Raw genomic sequence first — 22,674 nt, 5'->3', positions numbered from 1 at the left:
CAAGTAAAGGGTTTTTAAAACTGTGGGCAAAAGTACGGTTAAATATCGAAGAACTCTATTCGGAAATAGCTAAGACTTGGCCTGATTTTTTCACATAATTCCATTAAGCGGCCTTATCATTAACCTTAATATTTTGCAGTATAAACTCGGGAAATATAAGATTATTCCACCTAACCTCAATACCCAAAATATATTAAGAATATTGTCAGACCTTATCCCAACTCACTCCAACCCATCCAGCAAAACTCCCAGCATTTCAATCGCGGCATCACTTATTCTCGTACCAGGGCCATAAACTGCTACAGCGCCAGCATCAAACAGATATTGGTAATCCTGGTGGGGAATTACGCCACCGACAATTACCATAATATCTTCCCTATCATATTTTTTTAAAGCTTCAATAACTTGAGGCACTAAGGTTTTATGACCTGCGGCAAGAGAGGAAACACCTAGAATATGCACGTCATTTTCCACCGCTTGTTTAGCAGCTTCCTGTGGAGTTTGAAAAAGAGGACCAATATCCACGTCAAAACCAACATCGGCATAACCTGTAGAAACTACCTTTGCCCCGCGGTCATGACCATCCTGTCCCATTTTGGCAATCATAATGCGCGGACGTCTGCCTTCTAGTTCTGCAAACTTATCTGCCAGTTCCCTAGCCTTTTCAAAAGATTTATCCTTCTCCATTTCTTTGCTATATACACCGCTTATTGATCTAATTTCGGCCTTATATCTTCCAAAAATTATTTCCAAAGCATCTGATATTTCTCCTAAAGTCGCACGATACCTCGCAGCATCTACTGCTAAAGCCAATAAATTTCCCTCGCCTGTTTTAGCACTTTCTGTTAAACGGTCAAGTGCCTCTTTCACTTTTTGGATATCACGTTCAGCTTTTATCTTGTTTAACCGATCAATCTGTGCCAATCGGACCTTTTGATTATCAACATCCAAAATCTGCAGCGGATCTTCTATGGCAAGTCGGTATTTATTTACTCCCACAATAATATCATGACCACTATCTATTCGTGCCTGTTTTTTTGCCGAAGCCTCCTCAATCCGAAGCTTGGGAATTCCAGCCTCAATTGCTTTGGTCATTCCCCCAAGTTCCTCCACTTCTTCAATTAAAGCCCAGGCTTTTTTGGCAATATCATCGGTAAGTTTTTCAACATAATAACTTCCTGCCCATGGATCTACCGTTCGGGTTATCTGGGTTTCCGCTTGAAGAAAAATCTGGGTATTTCGGGCTATACGTGCAGAAAAATCTGTGGGCAAAGCAATAGCCTCATCCAGAGCATTGGTGTGCAGCGATTGCGTACCTCCAAAAACAGCCGCAGCTGCTTCTATAGTTGTACGAGCTACATTATTAAAAGGATCTTGCTCAGTAAGACTCCAACCACTGGTCTGACAATGGGTACGCAGAGCGAGCGACTTTTCATCTTTTGGATTGAATTGTTTTACGATTTTCGCCCACAACATCCGTGCAGCTCTTAATTTCGCAATTTCAGTAAAATGGTCCATCCCGATTCCCCAGAAAAAAGAGAGTCTGGGAGCAAAAACATCTATATCCATTCCCGCTTTTATTCCCGTACGGATATATTCCAGCCCATCTGCCAAAGTATAGGCCAATTCAATCTCCGCAGTTGCTCCAGCCTCTTGCATATGGTATCCCGAAATAGAAATGCTGTTGAATTTGGGCATATTCTTGGAAGCATATTTAAAAATATCGCTCACAATTTTCATAGAAGGAGTTGGTGGATAGATATAAGTATTTCGCACCATAAATTCCTTGAGAATATCGTTTTGAATGGTACCAGCCAAATCCTTTGGAGAAACACCCTGCTCCTCGGCAGCAACAATATAAAAAGCCATTATAGGAAGCACAGCTCCATTCATGGTCATAGATACACTCATCTTGTCAAGAGGAATCTGGTCAAAAAGGATTTTCATATCCTCCACGCTATCGATGGCTACTCCCGCTTTACCTACATCACCAACTACCCTTTCGTGGTCGCTATCGTACCCACGGTGTGTGGCAAGGTCAAAAGCTACAGAAAGTCCTTTTTGTCCAGCCTCAAGATTTCGTCGATAAAATGCGTTACTGTCTTCCGCAGTCGAAAAACCTGCATATTGCCGAATTGTCCAAGGACGACGAACGTACATGGTTGAATAAGGTCCTCGTAAAAAGGGTGCGATACCCGCCACAAAATCCAAATGTTCCAAATGGGAAATGTCTTCATCACAATATTCCCTTTTGGAATCATTATCCCCTGAATTGTCCCTATCCTGGAGTAATTCAGAATTCTGAATTCCGAATTCTGAATTTTTAAAATCAATATGTTGTAAATTTTTTCTATTCATTCCAATAAAATCCTGCTATTCCCATATATATTCCAAAACCCAGTAATAACAATGCCACAAAGAAGATAAGCACCCGAAAGTAGTTATGGGAGGTTAAAGTTTTGTAGCGAGTTAGAAGAGTTAATCCCAAAACTATAAAAATGATTCCAACGATAATTCCTAAAGCTGATTCTTGAGTCATGATTCCTGTTTTAAACGTTCTTGTTCGGTTATTTCAGATAATCTATTTGCTATGATAGGGGCAATAAGCGTCTTGACGGGATTGTGCTTTACAAAAGGAAAAAGCTCTAAATTTTCTTTCATTCTGTCTCTCTTATTTTGATGGTAATTGGTACCCAGCAGTTTCAATCCGCCATTATTAAAAAGAGTTTGTTCCTTCTCAGCACTTTCTTTAATTTTTTTCTGAACAATTCCTTCCTTCAATTGTTTCATAAATCCTCCCCCTTTTTCAATATCCTTAAAAACCACTAAGGCTTTGGTAGCCAACTCATCGGTTAGACTTTCTATATAATAAGTTCCATCGGATGGATTGCTTACCTTATCAAAATAACTTTCATTTTTCAGAATTAAAAGTTGGTTCCGCGCAATACGCTCACCAAATTCATTGCTTTTGTGATAGATACCATCATAAGCAAGATTGCAAACGGCATCCGCACCTCCCAAAATTGCGCTCATACATTCGGTTGTAGTACGGAGCATATTTACATTGTAATCGTACAAGGTCTTATTTCTTTCTGAAGGAACCGCAATAATATGACAAGTTTGCGAAAACCCATATTCCTTGGCCACGATGCTATAAAGTTTACGTAAGGCACGGATTTTTGCGATTTCAAAAAAGTAATTTGAACCGACTGAAAGCTTGAAGGCTATTTTTAAATCCCCCTCGGCTCCACTATTGGAACGATCACGGTCTCCGAGCGGAGTTGAGGAGACAAGATTAAAATATTCATTGGCGTGAGCTAAAGCGTACGCCAGTTGTTGTACGATGTTGGCACCAGCATTTTGATATAAGGATACATCGACACCGAGAATATTGGCCGTCGTTTGTTTTTGGACCAAATCCGTCAGAATTTGAAAATCAGTTTTTTCATTAAGGAACCAATTTCCGGTTCTAGCAAGTTTACCGATTATATCAATATTGTAATAAACGGTAGCTTTTTGATTTTGTAGGAAAGTCATCAGTGAACCTAAAAATCCTTCGGAAAGAAATCCAAACTCAAAATAAATCGGAGACCTTTCAAATGGAAAATCCTTAAGCACTTTTTCAGTATCAAATTCCGCGTCTGCTTTGAATACAATAGATTCTGCACCGCGATTTAGAGCATCAAGGGCAATATTATTTGCTATTGCCTCATCATCTATAAATACTTCCTGTGCAATTTTCCAAGAATCCGGTTGACCGGGAATTTTCTGAAATCCAGTGGGGAAATCATCGCTATGGTAAAAAGGCTTAACGTTGACCCCCTCCGGACTTTGCCATACGAGGGTTTCATTGTAATCAGCGCCTTTCAGATCATACTGTATTTTCTGTTTCCACTGTTTGGCAGAAACACCATCAAACTCCTTAAACAAAAATTCACTCATTACTTTTATTTTTCTGAATGCTATCCTCGTGCTCGATTATAAAAATATCCTCATTTTCCCTTTTGAGATAATATTTTTCACGAGCAAATTTTTCCATTTCATCACTATTATCCATTTTTTGTATAAATGACTTGTCGTGATCTATTTGTTTTTGATAAAATTCGGTATTATCTTCTAATCCATCAATCTCCTTATCCAATTCTCTATGGATAAGGTACGAATTGGTATCGAAAAACACCATCCAAACTATAAAAAGAATCATTATAAGCACATATTTGTTGCTCATAAAACGAAACCACTTGTTATTTTTAATTTTGGAAAATTTCACGATTCTATATGGTTCAGTTTCTGATGGATTATGGTTCTGATTAAATCTACCGCCACCGTATTGTACTTATTTGTTGGAATAATAATATCCGCAAATTCCTTAGTTGGCTCAATAAATTGTAGGTGCATTGGCTTCAGCGTATTTTGATATCGGGCCAATACTTCGTTAATATCTCTTCCACGCGTGGTAATATCACGCTTTAATCTTCGTATTAGTCTCTCATCGCTATCCGCATGAACGAAAATTTTAATATCGAACATTTCGCGGATTTCTGGATGGGTAAAAATCAATATTCCTTCCACGATGATAACCTTCTTCGGAGAAGTGGTTATCGTCTCACCCGTTCTATTGTGCTCCACAAACGAGTAAACGGGTTGTTCAAAGGAATTTCCTTTTTTCAATTCCCTTAAATGGGAAACCAATAAATCGAAATCGATAGCCTGAGGATGATCAAAATTTATTTTCGTCCTATTATCCAAGGAAAGATGACTGGTATCATGATAATACGAATCTTGGGAAATCACGCATACCTCGTCCGGCGGAAGCTCCTCCACTATTTGTTCTACCACTGTTGTTTTGCCGCTCCCGGTGCCACCGGTGATTCCAATTATAAGCATGGATTATAGGTTTGTACAAATGTAGTTAAAAGGATTTAAGTTTGCATTTGAAGTTTGACCGTTCGCTAAGTAATGCCAGTTTTATTTATAAGGGAAAAATCAACAGTAGTTAAATTAAAGACGCTTTTAAGTAGTCTTCTTGATCTAGAAAAAAATATATTAGGACTTGGTTGTCCCGTAGGACCTAACAGCAGAAACTGATATTAATCTTTTCAACGTGGACTCTGTATCATTTCACAATGCCATAAATTAAAACACTTGAACAGAATAAATGCTGATTTTTTATGGCAAGTCCCCCGCCAGAAAAAGGCGGGGCACCGCGCTTTCCGCTATATCTCCTGGCCCCTAAAGCGGGCCAGGAGGATGCCGCTGCAATCGCTCTTGCAGTTAAGGATTCAATTGAAAGATCTTTCTGTTATATTCTCAATAAATACATTTCCATTAATTCTGTTTTTTAATCCATTTTTGGTTAAACCTTGGGAAAGCTTCCCTGAACATTATACAGGTTCTAGCAAAAAAGATCGAAAGACTTTTGTAAAATAAATTCGGCAGAAAACGACAAGAAAGGATCAAATGTAAAATATCCTCCCCTATCGATTTCCCGTCCCTGTCACCCACATCGTTGAGCGCAGGCGGCTTGGCCCATAAAAAAGCCACCACCAAATAAATGGTGAAGGTTTTAAGGAAGGCGTTTATAAGAAGAGTAACGGCAGGGGCGGGAACCAGATCGGAAAGAACACAACCGGCCTTTCCCGGCCCTACCACCTACCCACGTGGGAGCGTCCATTTGGTATATCCCATAAAAAAAACCTCCACCAAATAAATGGTGAAGGTTTTAAGGAAGGCGTTTATAATAAGAGGAACGGCAGGGGCGGGAACCAGATCGGAAAGAACACAACCGGCCTTTCCCGCCCCTACCACCCACCCACGTGGGAGCGTCCATTTGGTATATCCCATAAAAAAAACTCCACCAAATAAATGGTGGAGGTTTTAAGGAAGGCGTTTATAATAAGAGGAACGGCAGGGGCGGGAACCAGATCGGAAAGAACACAACCGGCCTTTCCCGCCCCTACCACCCACCCACGTGGGAGCGTCCTTTTGGTATATGTCTAGTCGTAAATAACCGATACAGATTATTAAAGGATTAAATTTATTAATTAAAGCTGAACAATGACGTCATTGTTCAGCTTTTTTGATTTGTATTGTTTTCTTTTCAATTTATTTTGTCCGTGCATTTGTATTGGTGTTAGCATATGATTGGAAAAATGTGGTCTTACATTGTTGTATGTTTTTATTGCACCTGCAATAAGTTGCTGCTTTAAACTAAAATCCTTGACGTTTTTTGCTATGTCAAATTCTTGTTTCAAAATTCCATTTATCCGCTCTGCGATTGCATTTTCGTAAGGATCGTATTTTTCGGTCATGCTTGGGGTGATCCCATTATCATCCAATAATTTTTGATAGTCATTTGAGCAATATTGCAATCCCCGGTCAGAGTGGTGTATTAATGGATACTCTCTTTGTTTTCGATTGTTCAGAGCCATTTCCAAAGCTTTTACTGAACCATCCACAGAAAGTGATGTCGATACATTATACCCTACGATCTTTTTTGAATATGCGTCCGTAATCAATGCCAGATACGATGGATTGGCTCTGGTCCCTACATATGTTATATCGCTTACCCATACAGAATCTGGTCTTTCTATATCCAATGTGCTTACAAGATTTTTATGTTTTCTAAATCGATGGTGCGAGTTTGTTGTAATATGGTACTGTCTTTTTGGAGTTATCAGCATATGGTTAGCGCTTAATATTCTAAAGAGTTTATCTCTCCCTACTTTAAGAGGTGACAATTGATCTTTAAGTAAAAAATATAGTTTTTTACCGCCCAATCTGGGCATAATCATTCGGATCTCCCGCACCATCACTATTACCTTTTGAGCAATGGACTGTTTATGCAGTTTAGTCTTTTTTGATCTATAATATACCTGTCTATTTACCCCGAGCAAATCACAGGTGGAAACTAATGTTTCTTTGTGCTCTTCTTTGAAGAGATCGATAAGTCGGGTGTGTAATTTTTTCTGATATCAATTTGATATTCCTTTTCAGCCAGATCTACAAGCATATCAAATATTATCGCCTTCTTATCTGCTCTTTCGGCGAGATGCTCCGCACGGTTCTTCTGCTTTTCTAATAACCTTATCTTAGCTTCCAGTTCTAGAATCTTCTGTTCAGGTGTTTTTGCCACAACTTTTTGGGATTGGTTCTCCCAATCAAAAGTACCATATTTTCGCAACCATTCTCTAACTGTAGATTTGGCCTGGATACCATATTTATGGCAGGCCTCTGTCCTTCCTAGTTGACCAAGTTCAATTTCCTGCACAACTTGAAGTTTAAAAGAAATCGAATAATCTTTTTGGGTACGCTTGACATACCCAGCATTTTCTGATGTTTTCATTACACTAAAATTTTAGTGTATCGCTATTTCAGGACGGGACAGAACGGCAGGGGCGGGAACCAGATCGGAAAGAACACAACCGGCCTTTCCCGCCCCTACCACCCACCCACGTGGGAGCGTCCATTTGGTATATCCCATAAAAAAAACCTCCACCAAATAAATGGTGGAGGTTTTAAGGAAGGCGTTTATAATAAGAGGAACGGCAGGGGCGGGAACCAGATCGGAAAGAACACAACCGGCCTTCCCCGCCCCTACCACCCACCCACGTGGGAGAGTTCTTTTGGTATATCCCATAAAAAAAACCTCCACCAAATAAATGGTGGAGGTTTTAAGGAAGGCGTTTATAATAAGAGGAACGGCAGGGGCGGGAACCAGATCGGAAAGAACACAACCGGCCTTCCCCGCCCCTACCACCCACCCACGTGGGCAATGTCATTAAGTTAAGGTTTTCTCAAACTCCATCTTTCTGATTCTTAGTTATTTTTGGCTTTATTCTTGCGCGATATTTCCCAGGGTTTCTTTCTGATTTTCGATTGGGCCTACTAGGGACCAAATGCGATTTGTATAAGGATTTAAGTTCTTCTACAATGTCGCTTCCATCTGTTTTTTCATCAAGAAATAACTTTACTACTCTATTCTTTAAAAGCCCATAAGATATATTTGTGTTGACCTTATAATCGTATTTCTTCCCCCGATTAATATCCTTAAGCTCATCTTCGAGCTCACTGACAATCAAGGTCTGTACATTGCTTACAAATAATGCTGCCTTAAAATCCTGTAGAATGCTCTGGTTTGAATAGCCGGAAAAGTGTTCGACTCTCAATTTGTTTTTGAGCTCGTCATAAAAAGTCTCTACGCCCCATCTTTTGAAGTATAGCTCCTTGAACTGACTTGTCGGGTACAGATTGCTGTCCAACAACGAGGTCATTAAAATCTCGACGTTCCCCTTGCCCAGCTCAATTCTCACCAGCCGTACTTTTATAGGACAGTTCTTAGTATATTCTTTATCTGTGAGTTTGGCATTTTTGCCTGGATATATCGCTACCACAAGTGACTTCTTTCTGCTCTTTTCAAAATCCATGACCAAACCGCTAAAACTTGTCTTTACCCGCATCAAATAATCAAATTCACTTTTGACATGCTGCTGTATAAAATTATAAGACGGATACCCCCTGTCGTAGATAATCAAGTCATTACTTTTACAATGCTCAAGATGGGTAAGGGCCAGATCTCTTTCTCCCCGTACTACGGGGGCCAAAATACCATCGAGGACATATTTATTCAGTACGTCATAAATAACGGAACATCTTGCCTGAACCAAAACAGTACTGGATTGGTTCTTGGTCTCCCCATAAATTGCTTTGAGCTCATCAGTGATCGGCAGGGTAATTCGAGTTCCATCTACCGCCAATAGCCTAAACCCGTTCCATAACTTTATCGCTGGAACATTATCGGTATAAAATTCGTTCAGCAATACTCGGGAGAGCTCATCGAACACTTCAGGCCTAATCTTCTTTCTGGCCTGTACAAAAGCGCTCTTGGTAAATTTCGAATTAGAACCAGCCTTAAGCAAGCTGGTGAAATTCTCTATTTCTAGGGATAGGCTTTTTCTTAGGAAGTTCAACATAAATAAAAGAAGGATTGGAAAACATTGTTTTCTGTTTCTAGTAAAATGTTCGTTTGAAACTTTAAACTCCGTTTTTAGCTCATTGCTAAAAATCGTTGCCTTTATCTTTTCAAGGATAAAATTAGCGGTTTTTTTTCATAAATAAGTCATTGATTATCAGTTAAATATACGATTTATTTGAATGAAAAACAAGTGTATATTACTGAAAATCAACAATTTAACACGCTAACTTAATGACATTGCCCACGTGGGAGCGTCCATTTGGTATATCCCATAAAAAAAACCTCCACCAAATAAATGGTGGAGGTTTTAAGGAAGGCGGCGACCTACTCTCCCACGAGATGCAGTACCATCGGCGCAAACGGGCTTAACTTCTCTGTTCGGAATGGTAAGAGGTGAGCCCCGTCGCTATAACCACCTTGGTTTTAGGAATTAGGGACCGGGTTGTAGGGATTGGTTGTTACCAATGCCTTATGCCCAATCTACTAATGCCCCCCAGCGTTCGCTGGGAAAATATCTTGACATTATGGAAACAAAGTATAGGGGAAAAGTGAACTGACCTTTTAAAAGAGTTGCCTTCCACGGCTGCAAGTCTGAGTTGCTCCCCCTCCTTGGGAGGGGGCCGGGGGAGGACGTACATAAGCTTACGGGCTATTAGTACCGCTCGGCTGTGACATTGCTGCCCTTGCACCTGCGGCCTATCAACGTGGTAGTCTCCCACGGCCCTTTAAAGAAATCTCATCTTGTGGTGGGTTTCGCGCTTATATGCTTTCAGCGCTTATCCCTTCCCGACGTAGCTACCCAGCGGTGCCCCTGGCGGGACAACTGGTGCACCAGCGGTCGGTCCAATCCGGTCCTCTCGTACTAGGATCAGATCCACTCAAATTTCTTGCGCCCACTGTAGATAGAGACCGAACTGTCTCACGACGTTCTGAACCCAGCTCGCGTGCCACTTTAATGGGCGAACAGCCCAACCCTTGGGACCTTCTCCAGCCCCAGGATGTGACGAGCCGACATCGAGGTGCCAAACCCCCCGTCGATATGAGCTCTTGGGGGAGATCAGCCTGTTATCCCCGGCGTACCTTTTATCCTTTGAGCGATGGCCCTTCCATGCGGAACCACCGGATCACTATGCTCTACTTTCGTACCTGATCGACTTGTTGGTCTCTCAGTCAAGCTCCCTTATGCCATTGCACTCTGCACACGATTGCCAACCGTATTGAGGGAACCTTTAGAAGCCTCCGTTACTCTTTTGGAGGCGACCACCCCAGTCAAACTACCCACCAAGCACTGTCCCCTTTGTTCAAGGGTTAGACTCTAGACAAGCAAAGGGTGGTATTTCAACAATGACTCCGCCACGCCTGGCGACGCAGCTTCAAAGTCTCCCACCTATCCTACACATTGCTTATCCAAAACCAATACTAAGCTATAGTAAAGGTGCACGGGGTCTTTTCGTCCCACAGCGGGTAATCGGCATCTTCACCGATACTACAATTTCACCGAGCTCATGGCTGAGACAGTGTCCAGATCGTTGCACCATTCGTGCAGGTCGGAACTTACCCGACAAGGAATTTCGCTACCTTAGGACCGTTATAGTTACGGCCGCCGTTTACTGGGGCTTCAATTCAATGCTTCTCCCGAAGGATGACATCTCCTCTTAACCTTCCAGCACCGGGCAGGTGTCAGGCCCTATACTTCATCTTTCGATTTTGCAGAGCCCTGTGTTTTTGATAAACAGTCGCCTGGACTCTTTCACTGCGGCCCCCATTGCTGGGGGCGACGCTTCTCCCGAAGTTACGCGTCTATTTTGCCTAGTTCCTTAGCCATGAATCTCTCGAGCTCCTTGGAATGCTCTTCCCAACCACCTGTGTCGGTTTGGGGTACGGGCTGCCTCGCTCGCTTTTCTTGGAAGTCGGTACCCGGGATTATCACCTTGGCCGGGGCCTCAGTGTACTATCGGGGTGTTGCCACTCCCTTCAACGCACTATTCCGTCAGTGCGCACCCAGTTTCCGCCTCCGTCGCTTTTGGCGCGGGCAGGTACGGTAATATTAAACCGTTGTCCATCCACTACCCCTTTCGGGTTCGCGTTAGGTCCCGACTGACCCCCAGCTGATTAGCATAGCTGGGGAAACCTTGGTCTTTCGGAGTGCGGGTTTCTCGCCCGCATTATCGTTACTTATGCCTACATTTTCTTTTCCGTACGCTCCAGCATACCTCGCGGCACACCTTCGGCGCATACGGAATGCTCCCCTACCTCCCGACGTAAAGTCGGGACCATAGCTTCGGTAGTATGTTTATGCCCGATTATTATCCATGCCGGACCGCTCGACCAGTGAGCTGTTACGCACTCTTTAAATGAATGGCTGCTTCCAAGCCAACATCCTGGCTGTCTGTGCAGTCCGACCGCGTTTTTTCAACTTAACATACATTTGGGGACCTTAGCTGATGGTCTGGGTTCTTTCCCTCTCGGACATGGACCTTAGCACCCATGCCCTCACTGCTGACCAACATTTTATAGCATTCGGAGTTTGTCAGGAATTGGTAGGCGGTGAAGCCCCCGCATCCAATCAGTAGCTCTACCTCTATAAAACTATAATGTCAACGCTGCACCTAAATGCATTTCGGGGAGTACGAGCTATTTCCGAGTTTGATTGGCCTTTCACCCCTACCCTCAGGTCATCCCAAGACTTTTCAACGTCAACGGGTTCGGCCCTCCATTTGGTGTTACCCAAACTTCAGCCTGCCCAAGGGTAGATCACACGGTTTCGCGTCTACTACTACCAACTAAAGCGCCCTGTTCAGACTCGCTTTCGCTGCGGCTCCGGTCCTTAGGACCTTAACCTCGCTGGCAACAGTAACTCGTAGGCTCATTATGCAAAAGGCACGCCGTCACCAAATAAATTGGCTCCGACCGCTTGTAGGCGTATGGTTTCAGGTTCTGTTTCACTCCGTTGTTCACGGTTCTTTTCACCTTTCCCTCACGGTACTGGTTCACTATCGGTCTCTCAGGAGTATTTAGCCTTGGCGGATGGTCCCGCCAGATTCATACAGGGTTTCACGTGCCCCGCACTACTCAGGATACCACTATCGGCAACCGTCCTTACCAATACCGGGCTATCACCGTCTATGGCCACGCTTTCCAACGTGTTCTTGTTCGTAAGGCACCAAATGTCGCGGTCCTACAACCCCGGACGGTCCGTAAACCGCCCGGTTTGGGCTAATCCGAGTTCGCTCGCCGCTACTATCGGAATCACTGTTGTTTTCTCTTCCTCCGGGTACTTAGATGTTTCAGTTCCCCGGGTTTGCCCCGCTTGCGCGGTAATACATCTTCAATGTACTGGGTTGCCCCATTCGGATACCTGCGGATCAACCTGTATGTGCCAGTCCCCGCAGCTTTTCGCAGCTTATCACGTCCTTCATCGCCTCTGAGAGCCTAGGCATTCCCCATACGCCCTTATTTTGCTTATTGTACTTTTACCTGCCGTATGGCAGGTTTTTGCTCTTTTAATGAGTTGTTCTTCGCTCAATATTCAAGTATCAACTTTCAACGCTCAATTGAGCATTGATAATTGTTTGTTGAACATTGAGACTTAATTATTACTTCTCTCGTATTCTTTGTTTCCAATATGTCAATGAACTGTCTGGATCCTCACCGCTCCCGGGCCCGGATAACGGGCAGCTAACGGGAACAACGATTGTTGTCCGTGGTGGAGAATATCGGAGTCGAACCGATGACCTCTACGGTGCAAGCGTAGCGCTCTAGCCAGCTGAGCTAATTCCCCATTTTAGTAATTCAGAATTATGAATTCAGAATTATGAACGTTGAATCCCAACTTCTAGAATTTCCTTCAATATGTGCTTAATGAACGTTTTGTTCCCTGCGGAACAAGTAATCTGTGAAAATACCCGGGTCGAACCGGTGACCTTCCCGAGGCAAGCTCGGGACGCCCTAGCCAGCTGAGCTAATTCCCCGTTTTAGTAATTCAGAATTATGAATTCAGAATTATGAACGTTGAATCCCAACTTCTAGAATTTCCTTCAATATGTGCTTAATGAACGTTTTGTTCCCTGGGGAACAAGTAATCTGTGAAAATACCGGGGTCGAACCGGTGACCTTCCCGAGGCAAGCTCGGGACGCTCTAGCCAGCTGAGCTAATTCCCCGTTTTAGTAATTCAGAATTATGAATTCAGAATTATGAACGTCGAATCCCAACTTCTAGAATTTCCTTCAATATGTAATGAACGTATATTTCCGAAGAAATATCTTGTTTTCAATCTTCGATTTCGATTTCAGTTTCGATTTCGATAGTAGTCCCAGGCAGACTCGAACTGCCGACCTCTACATTATCAGTGTAGCGCTCTAACCAGCTGAGCTATGGGACTGTAAAGGGCCCCAATGTTCAGTGCTCAGTAATCAGTTTTGATGTACCGAAGACTTGACCTGTTGACCGTAATATTATAAAATTGACAGCTAAACCAAGCAAGACATCCGTGTTTTCCAATAAGAGTGTCTCTTTGTTGAATTTCGGTCGTCTTTCTCTAGAAAGGAGGTGTTCCAGCCGCACCTTCCGGTACGGCTACCTTGTTACGACTTAGCCCCAGTTACCAGCTTCACCCTAGGCCGCTCCTCGCGGTGACGGACTTCAGGTGCTTCCAGCTTCCATGGCTTGACGGGCGGTGTGTACAAGGCCCGGGAACGTATTCACCGGATCATGGCTGATATCCGATTACTAGCGATTCCAGCTTCACGGGGTCGAGTTGCAGACCCCGATCCGAACTGAGACAGGTTTTGTGGATTCGCGCCTGCTTGCGCAGTGGCTGCCCATTGTACCTGCCATTGTAGCACGTGTGTGGCCCAGGACGTAAGGGCCGTGATGATTTGACGTCATCCCCACCTTCCTCACGGTTTGCACCGGCAGTCTCGTTAGAGTTCCCATCTTTACATGCTGGCAACTAACGACAGGGGTTGCGCTCGTTATAGGACTTAACCTGACACCTCACGGCACGAGCTGACGACAACCATGCAGCACCTTGTAATCTGTCCGAAGAAGGGGATGTTTCCACCCCTGTCAGACTACATTTAAGCCCTGGTAAGGTTCCTCGCGTATCATCGAATTAAACCACATGCTCCACCGCTTGTGCGGGCCCCCGTCAATTCCTTTGAGTTTCATTCTTGCGAACGTACTCCCCAGGTGGGATACTTATCACTTTCGCTGGGCCACCCAGACCACCAACGTGGTCCGGACAGCTAGTATCCATCGTTTACGGCGTGGACTACCAGGGTATCTAATCCTGTTCGCTCCCCACGCTTTCGTCCATCAGCGTCAATGCGTTGTTAGTGACCTGCCTTCGCAATCGGTATTCTATGTGATATCTAAGCATTTCACCGCTACACCACATATTCTAGCCACTTCACAACCATTCAAGACAACCAGTATCAATGGCAATTCTACAGTTGAGCTGCAGACTTTCACCACTGACTTAATCGCCCGCCTACGGACCCTTTAAACCCAATGATTCCGGATAACGCTCGGATCCTCCGTATTACCGCGGCTGCTGGCACGGAGTTAGCCGATCCTTATTCCCAGAGTACCGTCAAGCCCCGACACGTCGGGGTGTTTCTTCCTCTGTAAAAGCAGTTTACGACCCATAGGGCGGTCTTCCTGCACGCGGCATGGCTGGATCAGGCTCTCGCCCATTGTCCAATATTCCTCACTGCTGCCTCCCGTAGGAGTCTGGTCCGTGTCTCAGTACCAGTGTGGGGGATCCCCCTCTCAGGGCCCCTACCCATCGTAGCCATGGTAAGCCGTTACCTTACCATCAAGCTAATGGGACGCATGATCATCTTGTACCGATAAATCTTTAATCAAAATCCAATGCCGGACTATGATACCATGGGGCATTAATCCAAGTTTCCCTGGGCTATTCCCCTGTACAAGGCAGATTCCATACGCGTTACTCACCCGTGCGCCGGTCTCAAAAGTGCAAGCACTTCTTTACCCCTCGACTTGCATGTGTTAGGCCTGCCGCTAGCGTTCATCCTGAGCCAGGATCAAACTCTTCATCGTATAATCTTCAATAATATTGCGACCATACTCCAGTAAGAGCTCGACTCTCAAAAAAATTCTCAGAAAATCTCACTTAGTTTAGTTTCTTTGTTGACAGCAAACGTTTCCGTTCGCTATCTACGCTGTCAATTTCAATATCTCAATGAACTTTTTCCTATGTAATAGGAAGTCAATCTGCTGGTGGGAGGGAGTCGAACCGCTGCCATTGTTGCCTTTCACCTGTTTTTCTGCAAACCCTGCTTCTCTAAGCGGGTGCAAATATACAACCTTTTTTTAAACCCGCAATACTTTTTATGAAAAAAATGAAAAATTTTTAAAGAGCGCTTTTTTGACCGCCGAATCAACCTGAGTTGACATCTTAAACGGGGTGCAAATATAGAACGCTTTTTCAAGACCGCAAGGCCTTTTTTGAAAAAAAAATTACAGGGTTTTAAAGAACTTTCCGCTACACTGCATCTCGCTGCCGTGCTAAGCGGGTGCAAAGATAGAACGCTTTTTGGTTCTCACAAGCATTATTGCAAACTCTTTTTCAAAAAAAATAAAACTTCATTACAAGTGGCTGAAAAAGTAGCATTTAGAAACAAAAAATTTTTATTGGATTATACCTTAATATATACACTATTTATTTTGGAATTTTTAAATCACTATCCCGAACATTAAAATCTTCGGCAACTATCTTGGAATCTTATGCCAATGAATCACAAATATCCGATGTTTTAGTCAAAGGTCTTTACCCACCCTTCTGTTCCTTTAATGTTGGAATAAATATTTACAGTCATCAAGATTTTCCTATTATCGCTAATTCGTTGTGCGCGGACCCCTTGTCATATTTATGAGGTACACAAATCTTATTGCTTTTAGAAGATCCACCTACCATACGAACAAATCCTTCTTATGATTTGAACTATTATCTTTATATAGGAGGGTCCTAAATAATTATTCCTTTTCCAACGAGACTTCTCAACTGCGCTCAACGAGACTTCTCGACTGCGCTCGAAGTGACACTTTAATTAATTGAAAATCATTATTTATTGTCAGGTCGAGCGCAGTCGAGACCTTTTTTATTATTTTAATAAATGTTATTTTGAAAGTAAAGTTTTATTGCACCCAATTAAAACAGAACCGTTGAAACACAAATAGGTTTTTGAATTTAAAAGGATTTTGGAAAAACGTATAAGACGCTGTAAATCTCTACACATTAATTTCCAAAGCGACTTATTGCAAACTGCCAAACTAACACTATCTTTGCACCCTAAAATTTTTCAGTATATGATAGCCATTACCTTACCAGACGGGAGCGTAAAACATTTTGATGCTGGGGTTACGCCGATGGACGTAGCCAAGAGCATAAGCGAAGGCTTTGCCCGGAATGTTATTTCGGCATCCTTTAATGACGTTACTATTGAAACCTCTACTGCTCTTACCGAGGATGGCAATCTAGTATTATATACTTGGAACGATGACGAAGGTAAAAAAGCATTTTGGCACTCATCGGCCCATATCCTCGCTCAGGCTCTTGAACAACTCTATCCTGGAATCAAATTGACAATTGGTCCAGCTATTGAAAATGGCTTTTACTACGATGTTGATTTTGGCGACAAAACACTTTTGGAAAAGGATCTGAAAGAGATCGAAGAACAAATGTTGAAAATAGCCAGGGGCAAACATGAATTCTCAATGCGAGAATCCTCTAAGCAGGATGCTCTGGATCATTACAAGAAAGAAGGTAACGAATATAAAGTAGAGCTGATTGAAAACCTAGAAGATGGTACTATCACCTTTTGTGATCATGACACTTTTACAGATTTATGCCGTGGTGGACACATTCCGAATACCGGAATTGTTAAGGCCATAAAATTAATGAATATCGCTGGAGCTTATTGGCGAGGAGACGAAAAAAACAAACAACTTACCCGAATCTATGGCATCAGTTTTCCTAAACAAAAGGATTTAACTGAGTATCTGGAATTATTGGAAGAAGCAAAAAAACGCGACCATAGAAAACTGGGAAGGGAATTTGAACTTTTTACTTTTTCGCAAAGAGTGGGTCAAGGTCTTCCCTTATGGCTTCCTAAAGGAGCAGCCCTTAGAGAACGATTGGAAAATTTTCTTAAAAAAGCCCAAAAGAAGGCGGGCTATGAAATGGTAATTACGCCGCATATTGGACAAAAGGAACTTTATGAAACTTCCGGACACTATGAAAAATATGGAGCCGATAGCTTTCAGCCTATTACCACACCAAGTGAAGGAGAAGTATTCCTTTTGAAACCCATGAACTGTCCTCATCACTGTGAAATTTATAATAGCAAACCTTGGTCCTACAAGGATCTTCCAAAAAGATTTGCCGAATTTGGAACAGTATATCGTTACGAACAGAGTGGCGAACTTCACGGATTAACTCGTGTCAGGGGATTTACTCAGGACGATGCACATATATTCTGTACTCCAGATCAGCTCGACGAGGAATTCAAAAAAGTTATTGATTTGGTATTGTACGTTTTTGGTTCTCTCGGATTTGATAATTTCACCACTCAAGTATCCATAAGAGATCCCAAAAAACCTGAAAAATATATTGGGAATGTCGAACTTTGGGAAAAAGCTGAGGCGGCTATTATTAGCGCTGTAAAGGATAAGGGGTTAGATTATGTAGTAGAGGAAGGAGAAGCTGCTTTTTACGGACCTAAACTTGACTTTATGGTGAAGGATGCCCTAGGCAGGAGTTGGCAGCTGGGAACCATTCAGGTAGATTACACCTTACCTGAACGATTTGAACTGGAATACAAAGGAAGCGATAATGAGATGCACCGCCCGGTCATGATTCACCGTGCTCCCTTTGGAAGTATGGAACGTTTTGTTGCTATCCTTTTGGAGCATACTGGAGGTAATTTCCCTCTTTGGCTTACTCCCGAACAGGTTACCATACTGTCTTTAAGTGAAAAATATGAAAAATACGCCCAAAAAGTTTTAAATTTGCTTGAAAATGACGAAATTCGCGCCCTTGTTGACAATAGGAACGAGACCATTGGTAAGAAAATAAGGGAGGCAGAAATGAATAAGATCCCTTATATGCTCATTGTTGGTGAGCAGGAAGAGAAAGATGGTACAGTTTCTGTTCGTAAACACGGCGAAGGCGATTTGGGCGCTATGACACCTGAAGCGTTCGCAGAATTGATTCACGAGAAAATAAAAAAGGAGTCAAAAGAATTTAATGTTTAACTAAAATTTTAAGCCATAGCAATACGAAGAAAAAGAGGTAGAGGACCTGCAAGAGTAATTAAAGAAGATCAGCATCGGATAAACGGAAAGATCCGTGCCGAGGAAGTTCGTCTTGTAGGTGAAAATGTTGAAGTAGGAGTGTATCCATTGCGGAAAGCACGCGAAATTGCAGAAGAGCAGGAATTGGACCTAGTCGAGATTTCTCCAAATGCAAATCCACCTGTGTGTAAGATTATAGACTATAAGAAATTTGTCTATGAACAGAAGAAACGTGAAAAGGTACTTAAAGCCAAAGCGACCAAGGTAACCATTAAGGAAATCCGGTTTGGCCCGAACACCGACGATCACGATTACGAGTTCAAAAAGAAGCACGGGGAAAAATTCCTACAGGAAGGTGCCAAACTTAAGGCATACGTATTCTTTAAAGGCCGTTCCATCATTTATAAGGACCAAGGTGAAATATTATTATTACGCCTTGCCCGGGATTTGGAAGAATTCGGAAAAGTGGAACAAATGCCCAAATTGGAAGGGAAGCGAATGATCATGTTCATAGCTCCCAAAAAGAAGTAGTCAGTAAGAAAAAAAGTAAGATTCTAAATTCAGAATCCAAAATGCCCCAGTATTATTACTAAGGAGCATATATAAAAGAAACCCTCCTCGGCTAAGGCTATGGAAGGTGAATAAGCGAAATAATAAATAAAAAGTAGGAAAACATGCCGAAACAAAAAACAAAATCCAGTGCCAAGAAGCGTTTCAAGCTTACTGCCACCGGAAAGATTAAAAGAAAGCATGCGTTTAAAAGCCACATCTTAACAAAGAAGAGCAAAAAACGTAAAAAAGCGTTGACCAAAATGGCATTAGTCCACAAGGCCGATGAAAGCAATGTTAAGCAAATGCTTCGTTTGAAGTAAAGGCCTGACCGGTTAAAACAATTATTTAAACCCTGGAGTAGCGCAATGAAAGAATTCAGAATTCAGTCCCGATAGCTATCGGAATCAGAATTGAAGAATCGCCTGCTACAAAACACATTAAAATTATGCCAAGATCAGTAAATTCAGTTGCGAAGAGAGCCCGCAGAAAAAAGGTTCTTAAACAGGCCAAAGGATTCTTTGGACGACGTAAAAACGTTTGGACGGTAGCGAAAAATGCGGTGGACAAAGCAATGCTTTATTCATACCGCGACCGCCGAACAAAAAAGAGAAATTTCAGATCCCTTTGGATCACTCGTATCAATGCGGGAGCAAGACAGCATGGTATGTCTTATTCGCAGTTTATGGGTAGTTTGAAAAACAGCGGAATCGAGCTTAACCGAAAGGTGTTGGCCGATTTGGCGATGAACCATCCCGAGGCTTTTGCCGCAATTGTGAAAAAAGTAAAATAAGACACTAACAATATTATTTCGCCTAAAGACCGCTTCAGAAATGAGGCGGTTTTTTTATGTCGCAATTCAACTGCTCAAGATTTCTTATCTTCGCTAAAAACCTCTACAATGCGTGGTTTTGTCTCGATAACCTTTTGCATTCTCGTTTTTGCGGGCGGCTGTCTTAATGCGCAAAATAAAACAGGAAAACATTATAAGATTGACCGCTACGAAAAAATCTATCTTCCAATGGGAAAGATTTCTTTCGCGGATAGTCTAGTGGAATTTAAGGTAGGGAAACCCGCCCCTATAAAAAAGTATCGCGATAGCACGCAATGTCTTCACGAACCAAACTACACAAACTACCATACGCCCAATTTTGTTTCTCTAGGATGTAATGGAACATTAACCGTTGAATTTACGGATAATGGCTTTATGAACCTTCCCGGAGATGATCTATATATTTTTGAGGTAGGACCGTCAAGGGAGTCTGCCAAAATAGAAATTTCGGAGGACGGCGTTGAATGGATTTATGCCGGTACTATTGCAGGAGGTAAGTCATCCATCGATCTAGATGACGAAAACATCGCCACCGGTGTTGTTTTCTACTTCCTTAAAATTACAGATCTTGGAGATCTCTGTAGAAGCATAAGCGCGGGAGCAGACATTGATGCCATAGGAGCAATAAATAGTGTAATCACGGTTACTCTTGAAGCGGATGTGCTCTTCGATGTTGCCCAATATAATCTTAAGGAAACCGCAAAAACCAGTATAGACTCTCTTGCCGAAACCATTCAGAAAGTAGATTCGGGAACCATAGTTATAGAAGGACATACAGACAGTGATGGCAGTCGTGAAATGAATATGGAGCTATCTAAAAACCGATGTCTATCCGTAAAAGAAAGATTAATCAGTATATTAGGGGATAACTCGAGCTATGATTATGAAATAATCCCTTATGGAGAAGATAAACCCAAAGTTCCTAATGATACCGACCAAAACAAACAGAAAAACAGAAGGGTAGAAATCACGGTCTTACCTCCAAAGGAATATTATGAAGGGATTTTGAAAGACTAGGTCTTTTGCTTTTTCTTTTTAGCTGCGGGGAATAATACATTGTTCAGAATAAGTCGATACCCGGGGGAAGTTGGATGCAAGGCCAATTCTGTAGGGGCGTCCCCTACTCGATGCTGGTAATCCTCAGGATCATGACCGCCATAAAAAGTAAAAAATCCCTTTCCTTTTATACCGTGAATATACCGGGCCTCACCATTCGTTTTATTCTCACCCATGATTAGGACATTTGCCTTGATTTGATCGGGTGAAAATGCGGTTGTCTGCCCCATAAAACCTTTAACCAAAGCGGTATGATTTTGACAGAGCATTGTAGGAATAGGATCCCATTTAGCGGAAAAATCCATCAGCGTAAAATAATCAGATTCCTTTTGGATCTTTCGTTTATCGGTGGTATCAATACTTGAAAATTCATATATCATTGGGTTGCGTTCCAAAATAAAATCCGTAAACGCAAATGTCTTGTTATAGTCAATCTTGCTTTGATAATTCGGCTCACTGGGATCGCCATCAAACATTGGTTCGCAGATATCAACTCCTTCTGCCGAAAGAGCAATATCAAAACTATCTGTGGCACTGCACATCGCGAACATAAACCCTCCTCCTATCACATAATCCCGAATCTTTTTTGCTACTGCCAATTTCTCCTCGGAAACCTTGGAATATCCTAGTCTCGCCGCTAGTTCCTCTGCCCTCTTCTTTTCTTCAATATACCAAGGAGCAGAACGGTAGGCACGATAAAATTTTCCATATTGTCCTGTAAAATCCTCGTGATGTAGGTGCAACCAATCATACAATATGAGTTGATCGCCCAAGACTTCTTCATCATATATTACTGTATATGGTATTTCCGCATAGGTCAAAACCATTGTTACGGCATCATCCCAAGGCAAATTGCTTTTGGGAGAATAAACAGCGATTTTTGGAGCTTTTTCGAGAACCACCGCATCCATGTTTTTAGAGGGGCTGCTTATATCCGTAAGGATTTGCTCAGTTTTACTGTCGGAAAGTACTTCAAATGAAACTCCGCGTATCTGGCACTCTCTTTGAATTTCTGGGGAATCGGGCATCAAAAAAGAGCCTCCCCGATAATTGAGCAGCCATTTTACCTTTAGTTGTTTTTCCAGAACCCAATAGGTAATTCCATAGGCCTTCAGATGTTCCTTTTGAAATTCTGCATCCATAGGAATTAGGATGTAGGAGGCAGAAGCCCTAATTGAAAAAATATAAATGAAGATAATTACAAAATACTTTGCCATAATAAATCAGCTACCCAGGTTATTCTCTTTCAAAAGTAAATATAGACAATTTTCACACCAAGATTCCTCCCTAACACATCCGTAAAACCCACATTGAATTCTTGAAGTAGCCGGTTAAATTACAACCTGTTCTAATTCACCTTAAACCTTTTTTGTTAAAGAAATTTCTCCAGCTCAGAAGCATCAATTGAATGGTGTGAATCGTGAAAAACTACTTCTCCATTTTTTATTACAATCATTTGTGGGCTCTCATGACGGACTTTAAATCTTGAAGCAATTTCATTTGAAATATCGCGATTGGACAAAAGATCAAGAAAATAAAGTTCCATTTGATTATCATCAAGATCGTATTCCTTTTCAAAGGTTTTCAGTACGCCCCTACTTACTCCACATCGTGTTGAGTGTTTAAAAATCGCAACCGGCTTGAGTTTAGATTCCTCAACCAATTTTTCCAACTGATCCATTGTGACCAAATTGCGCCAAGGTACACCAACTATCTCTTTATTTGTTTCCGTACTTGATTTAAATTTACCAAAAAATCCCATAGTTTTTCTTTTTATACAAAACTACAAGGTTTGAATCACTTAACTAAAAATAATTTGAAAAAACACGGTGTTAAGACCGTCATAATGTCTGTTAAATCAATCCATTCTGCAGACATTATGTCTTAATTTTATATTGGCGTTGTATTTGAAAATGGATAGCCGAACTATCTAATCTAATA

At 42.2% G+C, this 22,674-nt stretch carries 18 protein-coding genes, 4 tRNA genes and 3 rRNA genes; 6 read left to right on the top strand and 19 right to left on the bottom strand.

Annotated elements, in window-relative coordinates:
- Window positions 1-222 precede the first annotated feature (222 nt).
- From scpA to udk, 5 genes are read right to left on the bottom strand one after another with little or no spacing between them, the layout of a single operon-like run.
- Window positions 223-2,358 (bottom strand): methylmalonyl-CoA mutase, encoded by a 2,136-nt coding sequence (scpA, locus tag EI546_RS15975; RefSeq protein WP_128251477.1) that lies wholly within the window; start codon window positions 2,356-2,358, stop codon window positions 223-225.
- A complete protein-coding gene (locus EI546_RS15970; protein WP_128251476.1) occupies window positions 2,351-2,539 on the bottom strand; it encodes a hypothetical protein in 189 nt (62 codons plus the stop codon). Before EI546_RS15970 ends, scpA begins: the two co-directional genes overlap by 8 nt.
- Window positions 2,536-3,942 carry a methylmalonyl-CoA mutase subunit beta gene (locus EI546_RS15965; RefSeq protein WP_128251475.1) on the bottom strand — a complete coding sequence of 469 codons (1,407 nt, stop codon included), beginning with the start codon at window positions 3,940-3,942 and terminating at the stop codon, window positions 2,536-2,538. The genes EI546_RS15970 and EI546_RS15965 overlap by 4 nt, the downstream gene beginning before the upstream one ends.
- The gene (locus EI546_RS15960; protein ID WP_240673133.1) at window positions 3,935-4,228 is read right to left on the bottom strand and encodes an FtsB family cell division protein; all 294 of its coding nucleotides are present in this window, start codon (window positions 4,226-4,228) and stop codon (window positions 3,935-3,937) included. Before EI546_RS15960 ends, EI546_RS15965 begins: the two co-directional genes overlap by 8 nt.
- Before the next feature lie 38 nt (window positions 4,229-4,266).
- A complete protein-coding gene (gene udk, locus EI546_RS15955) occupies window positions 4,267-4,887 on the bottom strand; it encodes a uridine kinase (protein ID WP_128251473.1) in 621 nt (206 codons plus the stop codon).
- A gap of 284 nt (window positions 4,888-5,171) precedes the next feature.
- On the opposite strand from udk, the gene EI546_RS16295 reads away from it, so the two are divergent.
- A complete protein-coding gene (locus EI546_RS16295; protein ID WP_164905260.1) occupies window positions 5,172-5,345 on the top strand; it encodes a hypothetical protein in 174 nt (57 codons plus the stop codon).
- 307 nt (window positions 5,346-5,652) lie between these two features.
- On the opposite strand, the gene EI546_RS15950 is transcribed toward EI546_RS16295, so the two are convergent.
- The 12 genes from EI546_RS15950 to EI546_RS15900 all read right to left on the bottom strand — a co-directional run bounded on the left by EI546_RS15950 (window position 5,653) and on the right by EI546_RS15900 (window position 15,041).
- Window positions 5,653-5,844 (bottom strand): hypothetical protein, encoded by a 192-nt coding sequence (locus tag EI546_RS15950; RefSeq protein WP_128251472.1) that lies wholly within the window; start codon window positions 5,842-5,844, stop codon window positions 5,653-5,655.
- Between the two features lie 200 nt (window positions 5,845-6,044).
- Window positions 6,045-6,896, bottom strand: coding sequence for an IS3 family transposase (locus tag EI546_RS15945; RefSeq protein ID WP_240673132.1), 852 nt, complete (start codon window positions 6,894-6,896; stop codon window positions 6,045-6,047).
- Window positions 6,897-6,910: 14 nt separating this feature from the next.
- Complete coding sequence (locus tag EI546_RS16365) at window positions 6,911-7,345, bottom strand: helix-turn-helix domain-containing protein (RefSeq protein WP_205649748.1); 435 nt, start codon at window positions 7,343-7,345, stop codon at window positions 6,911-6,913.
- A gap of 12 nt (window positions 7,346-7,357) precedes the next feature.
- The gene (locus EI546_RS15940) at window positions 7,358-7,759 is read right to left on the bottom strand and encodes a hypothetical protein (RefSeq protein ID WP_128251471.1); all 402 of its coding nucleotides are present in this window, start codon (window positions 7,757-7,759) and stop codon (window positions 7,358-7,360) included.
- Window positions 7,760-7,796: 37 nt separating this feature from the next.
- A complete protein-coding gene (locus tag EI546_RS15935) occupies window positions 7,797-9,065 on the bottom strand; it encodes an IS4 family transposase (protein ID WP_240673202.1) in 1,269 nt (422 codons plus the stop codon).
- A 220-nt stretch (window positions 9,066-9,285) separates the two neighbouring features.
- Window positions 9,286-9,394, bottom strand: a 5S ribosomal RNA gene (gene rrf, locus EI546_RS15930).
- Window positions 9,395-9,606: 212 nt separating this feature from the next.
- Window positions 9,607-12,442: ribosomal RNA gene (locus tag EI546_RS15925) — 23S ribosomal RNA — on the bottom strand.
- Between the two features lie 236 nt (window positions 12,443-12,678).
- Window positions 12,679-12,755, bottom strand: a tRNA-Ala gene (locus EI546_RS15920).
- Window positions 12,756-12,868: 113 nt separating this feature from the next.
- Window positions 12,869-12,945, bottom strand: a tRNA-Ala gene (locus EI546_RS15915).
- A gap of 113 nt (window positions 12,946-13,058) precedes the next feature.
- Window positions 13,059-13,135: transfer RNA gene (locus tag EI546_RS15910), tRNA-Ala, on the bottom strand.
- A gap of 147 nt (window positions 13,136-13,282) precedes the next feature.
- Window positions 13,283-13,356, bottom strand: a tRNA-Ile gene (locus tag EI546_RS15905).
- 160 nt (window positions 13,357-13,516) lie between these two features.
- A 16S ribosomal RNA gene (locus EI546_RS15900) occupies window positions 13,517-15,041 on the bottom strand.
- The 16S, 23S and 5S rRNA genes sit together here with 4 tRNA genes alongside, the layout of an rRNA operon.
- A gap of 1,269 nt (window positions 15,042-16,310) precedes the next feature.
- Between EI546_RS15900 and thrS the strand changes: the two genes are divergently transcribed.
- From thrS to EI546_RS15875, 5 genes are all read left to right on the top strand, one after another.
- Window positions 16,311-18,257 carry a threonine--tRNA ligase gene (gene thrS / locus EI546_RS15895; RefSeq protein ID WP_128251469.1) on the top strand — a complete coding sequence of 649 codons (1,947 nt, stop codon included), beginning with the start codon at window positions 16,311-16,313 and terminating at the stop codon, window positions 18,255-18,257.
- A 78-nt stretch (window positions 18,258-18,335) separates the two neighbouring features.
- The gene (infC, locus tag EI546_RS15890; RefSeq protein ID WP_128251468.1) at window positions 18,336-18,827 is read left to right on the top strand and encodes a translation initiation factor IF-3; all 492 of its coding nucleotides are present in this window, start codon (window positions 18,336-18,338) and stop codon (window positions 18,825-18,827) included.
- A 143-nt stretch (window positions 18,828-18,970) separates the two neighbouring features.
- Window positions 18,971-19,168 (top strand): 50S ribosomal protein L35, encoded by a 198-nt coding sequence (gene rpmI / locus EI546_RS15885; RefSeq protein WP_128251467.1) that lies wholly within the window; start codon window positions 18,971-18,973, stop codon window positions 19,166-19,168.
- A 125-nt stretch (window positions 19,169-19,293) separates the two neighbouring features.
- On the top strand, window positions 19,294-19,638 hold the full coding sequence (gene rplT / locus EI546_RS15880) for a 50S ribosomal protein L20 (protein ID WP_128251466.1): 345 nt from the start codon (window positions 19,294-19,296) through the stop codon (window positions 19,636-19,638).
- Between the two features lie 228 nt (window positions 19,639-19,866).
- Window positions 19,867-20,694: an OmpA family protein gene (locus EI546_RS15875; protein ID WP_164905259.1), complete on the top strand. Its 828-nt coding sequence runs from the start codon at window positions 19,867-19,869 to the stop codon at window positions 20,692-20,694.
- Here EI546_RS15875 and EI546_RS15870 read toward each other — a convergent pair.
- Both EI546_RS15870 and ytxJ read right to left on the bottom strand, forming a co-directional pair.
- Complete coding sequence (locus EI546_RS15870) at window positions 20,691-21,875, bottom strand: asparagine synthetase B (protein ID WP_128251652.1); 1,185 nt, start codon at window positions 21,873-21,875, stop codon at window positions 20,691-20,693. The two genes, EI546_RS15875 and EI546_RS15870, sit on opposite strands and share 4 nt — an antisense overlap.
- Before the next feature lie 230 nt (window positions 21,876-22,105).
- Complete coding sequence (ytxJ, locus tag EI546_RS15865; RefSeq protein ID WP_128251464.1) at window positions 22,106-22,495, bottom strand: bacillithiol system redox-active protein YtxJ; 390 nt, start codon at window positions 22,493-22,495, stop codon at window positions 22,106-22,108.
- Window positions 22,496-22,674 lie beyond the last annotated feature (179 nt).

Source organism: Aequorivita sp. H23M31 (assembly GCF_004022485.1).
Lineage (GTDB): Bacteria > Bacteroidota > Bacteroidia > Flavobacteriales > Flavobacteriaceae > Aequorivita > Aequorivita ciconiae.
The sequence above is the reverse complement of the archived record's forward strand: the minus strand, read 5'-3'. Positions and strand labels throughout refer to the sequence as shown.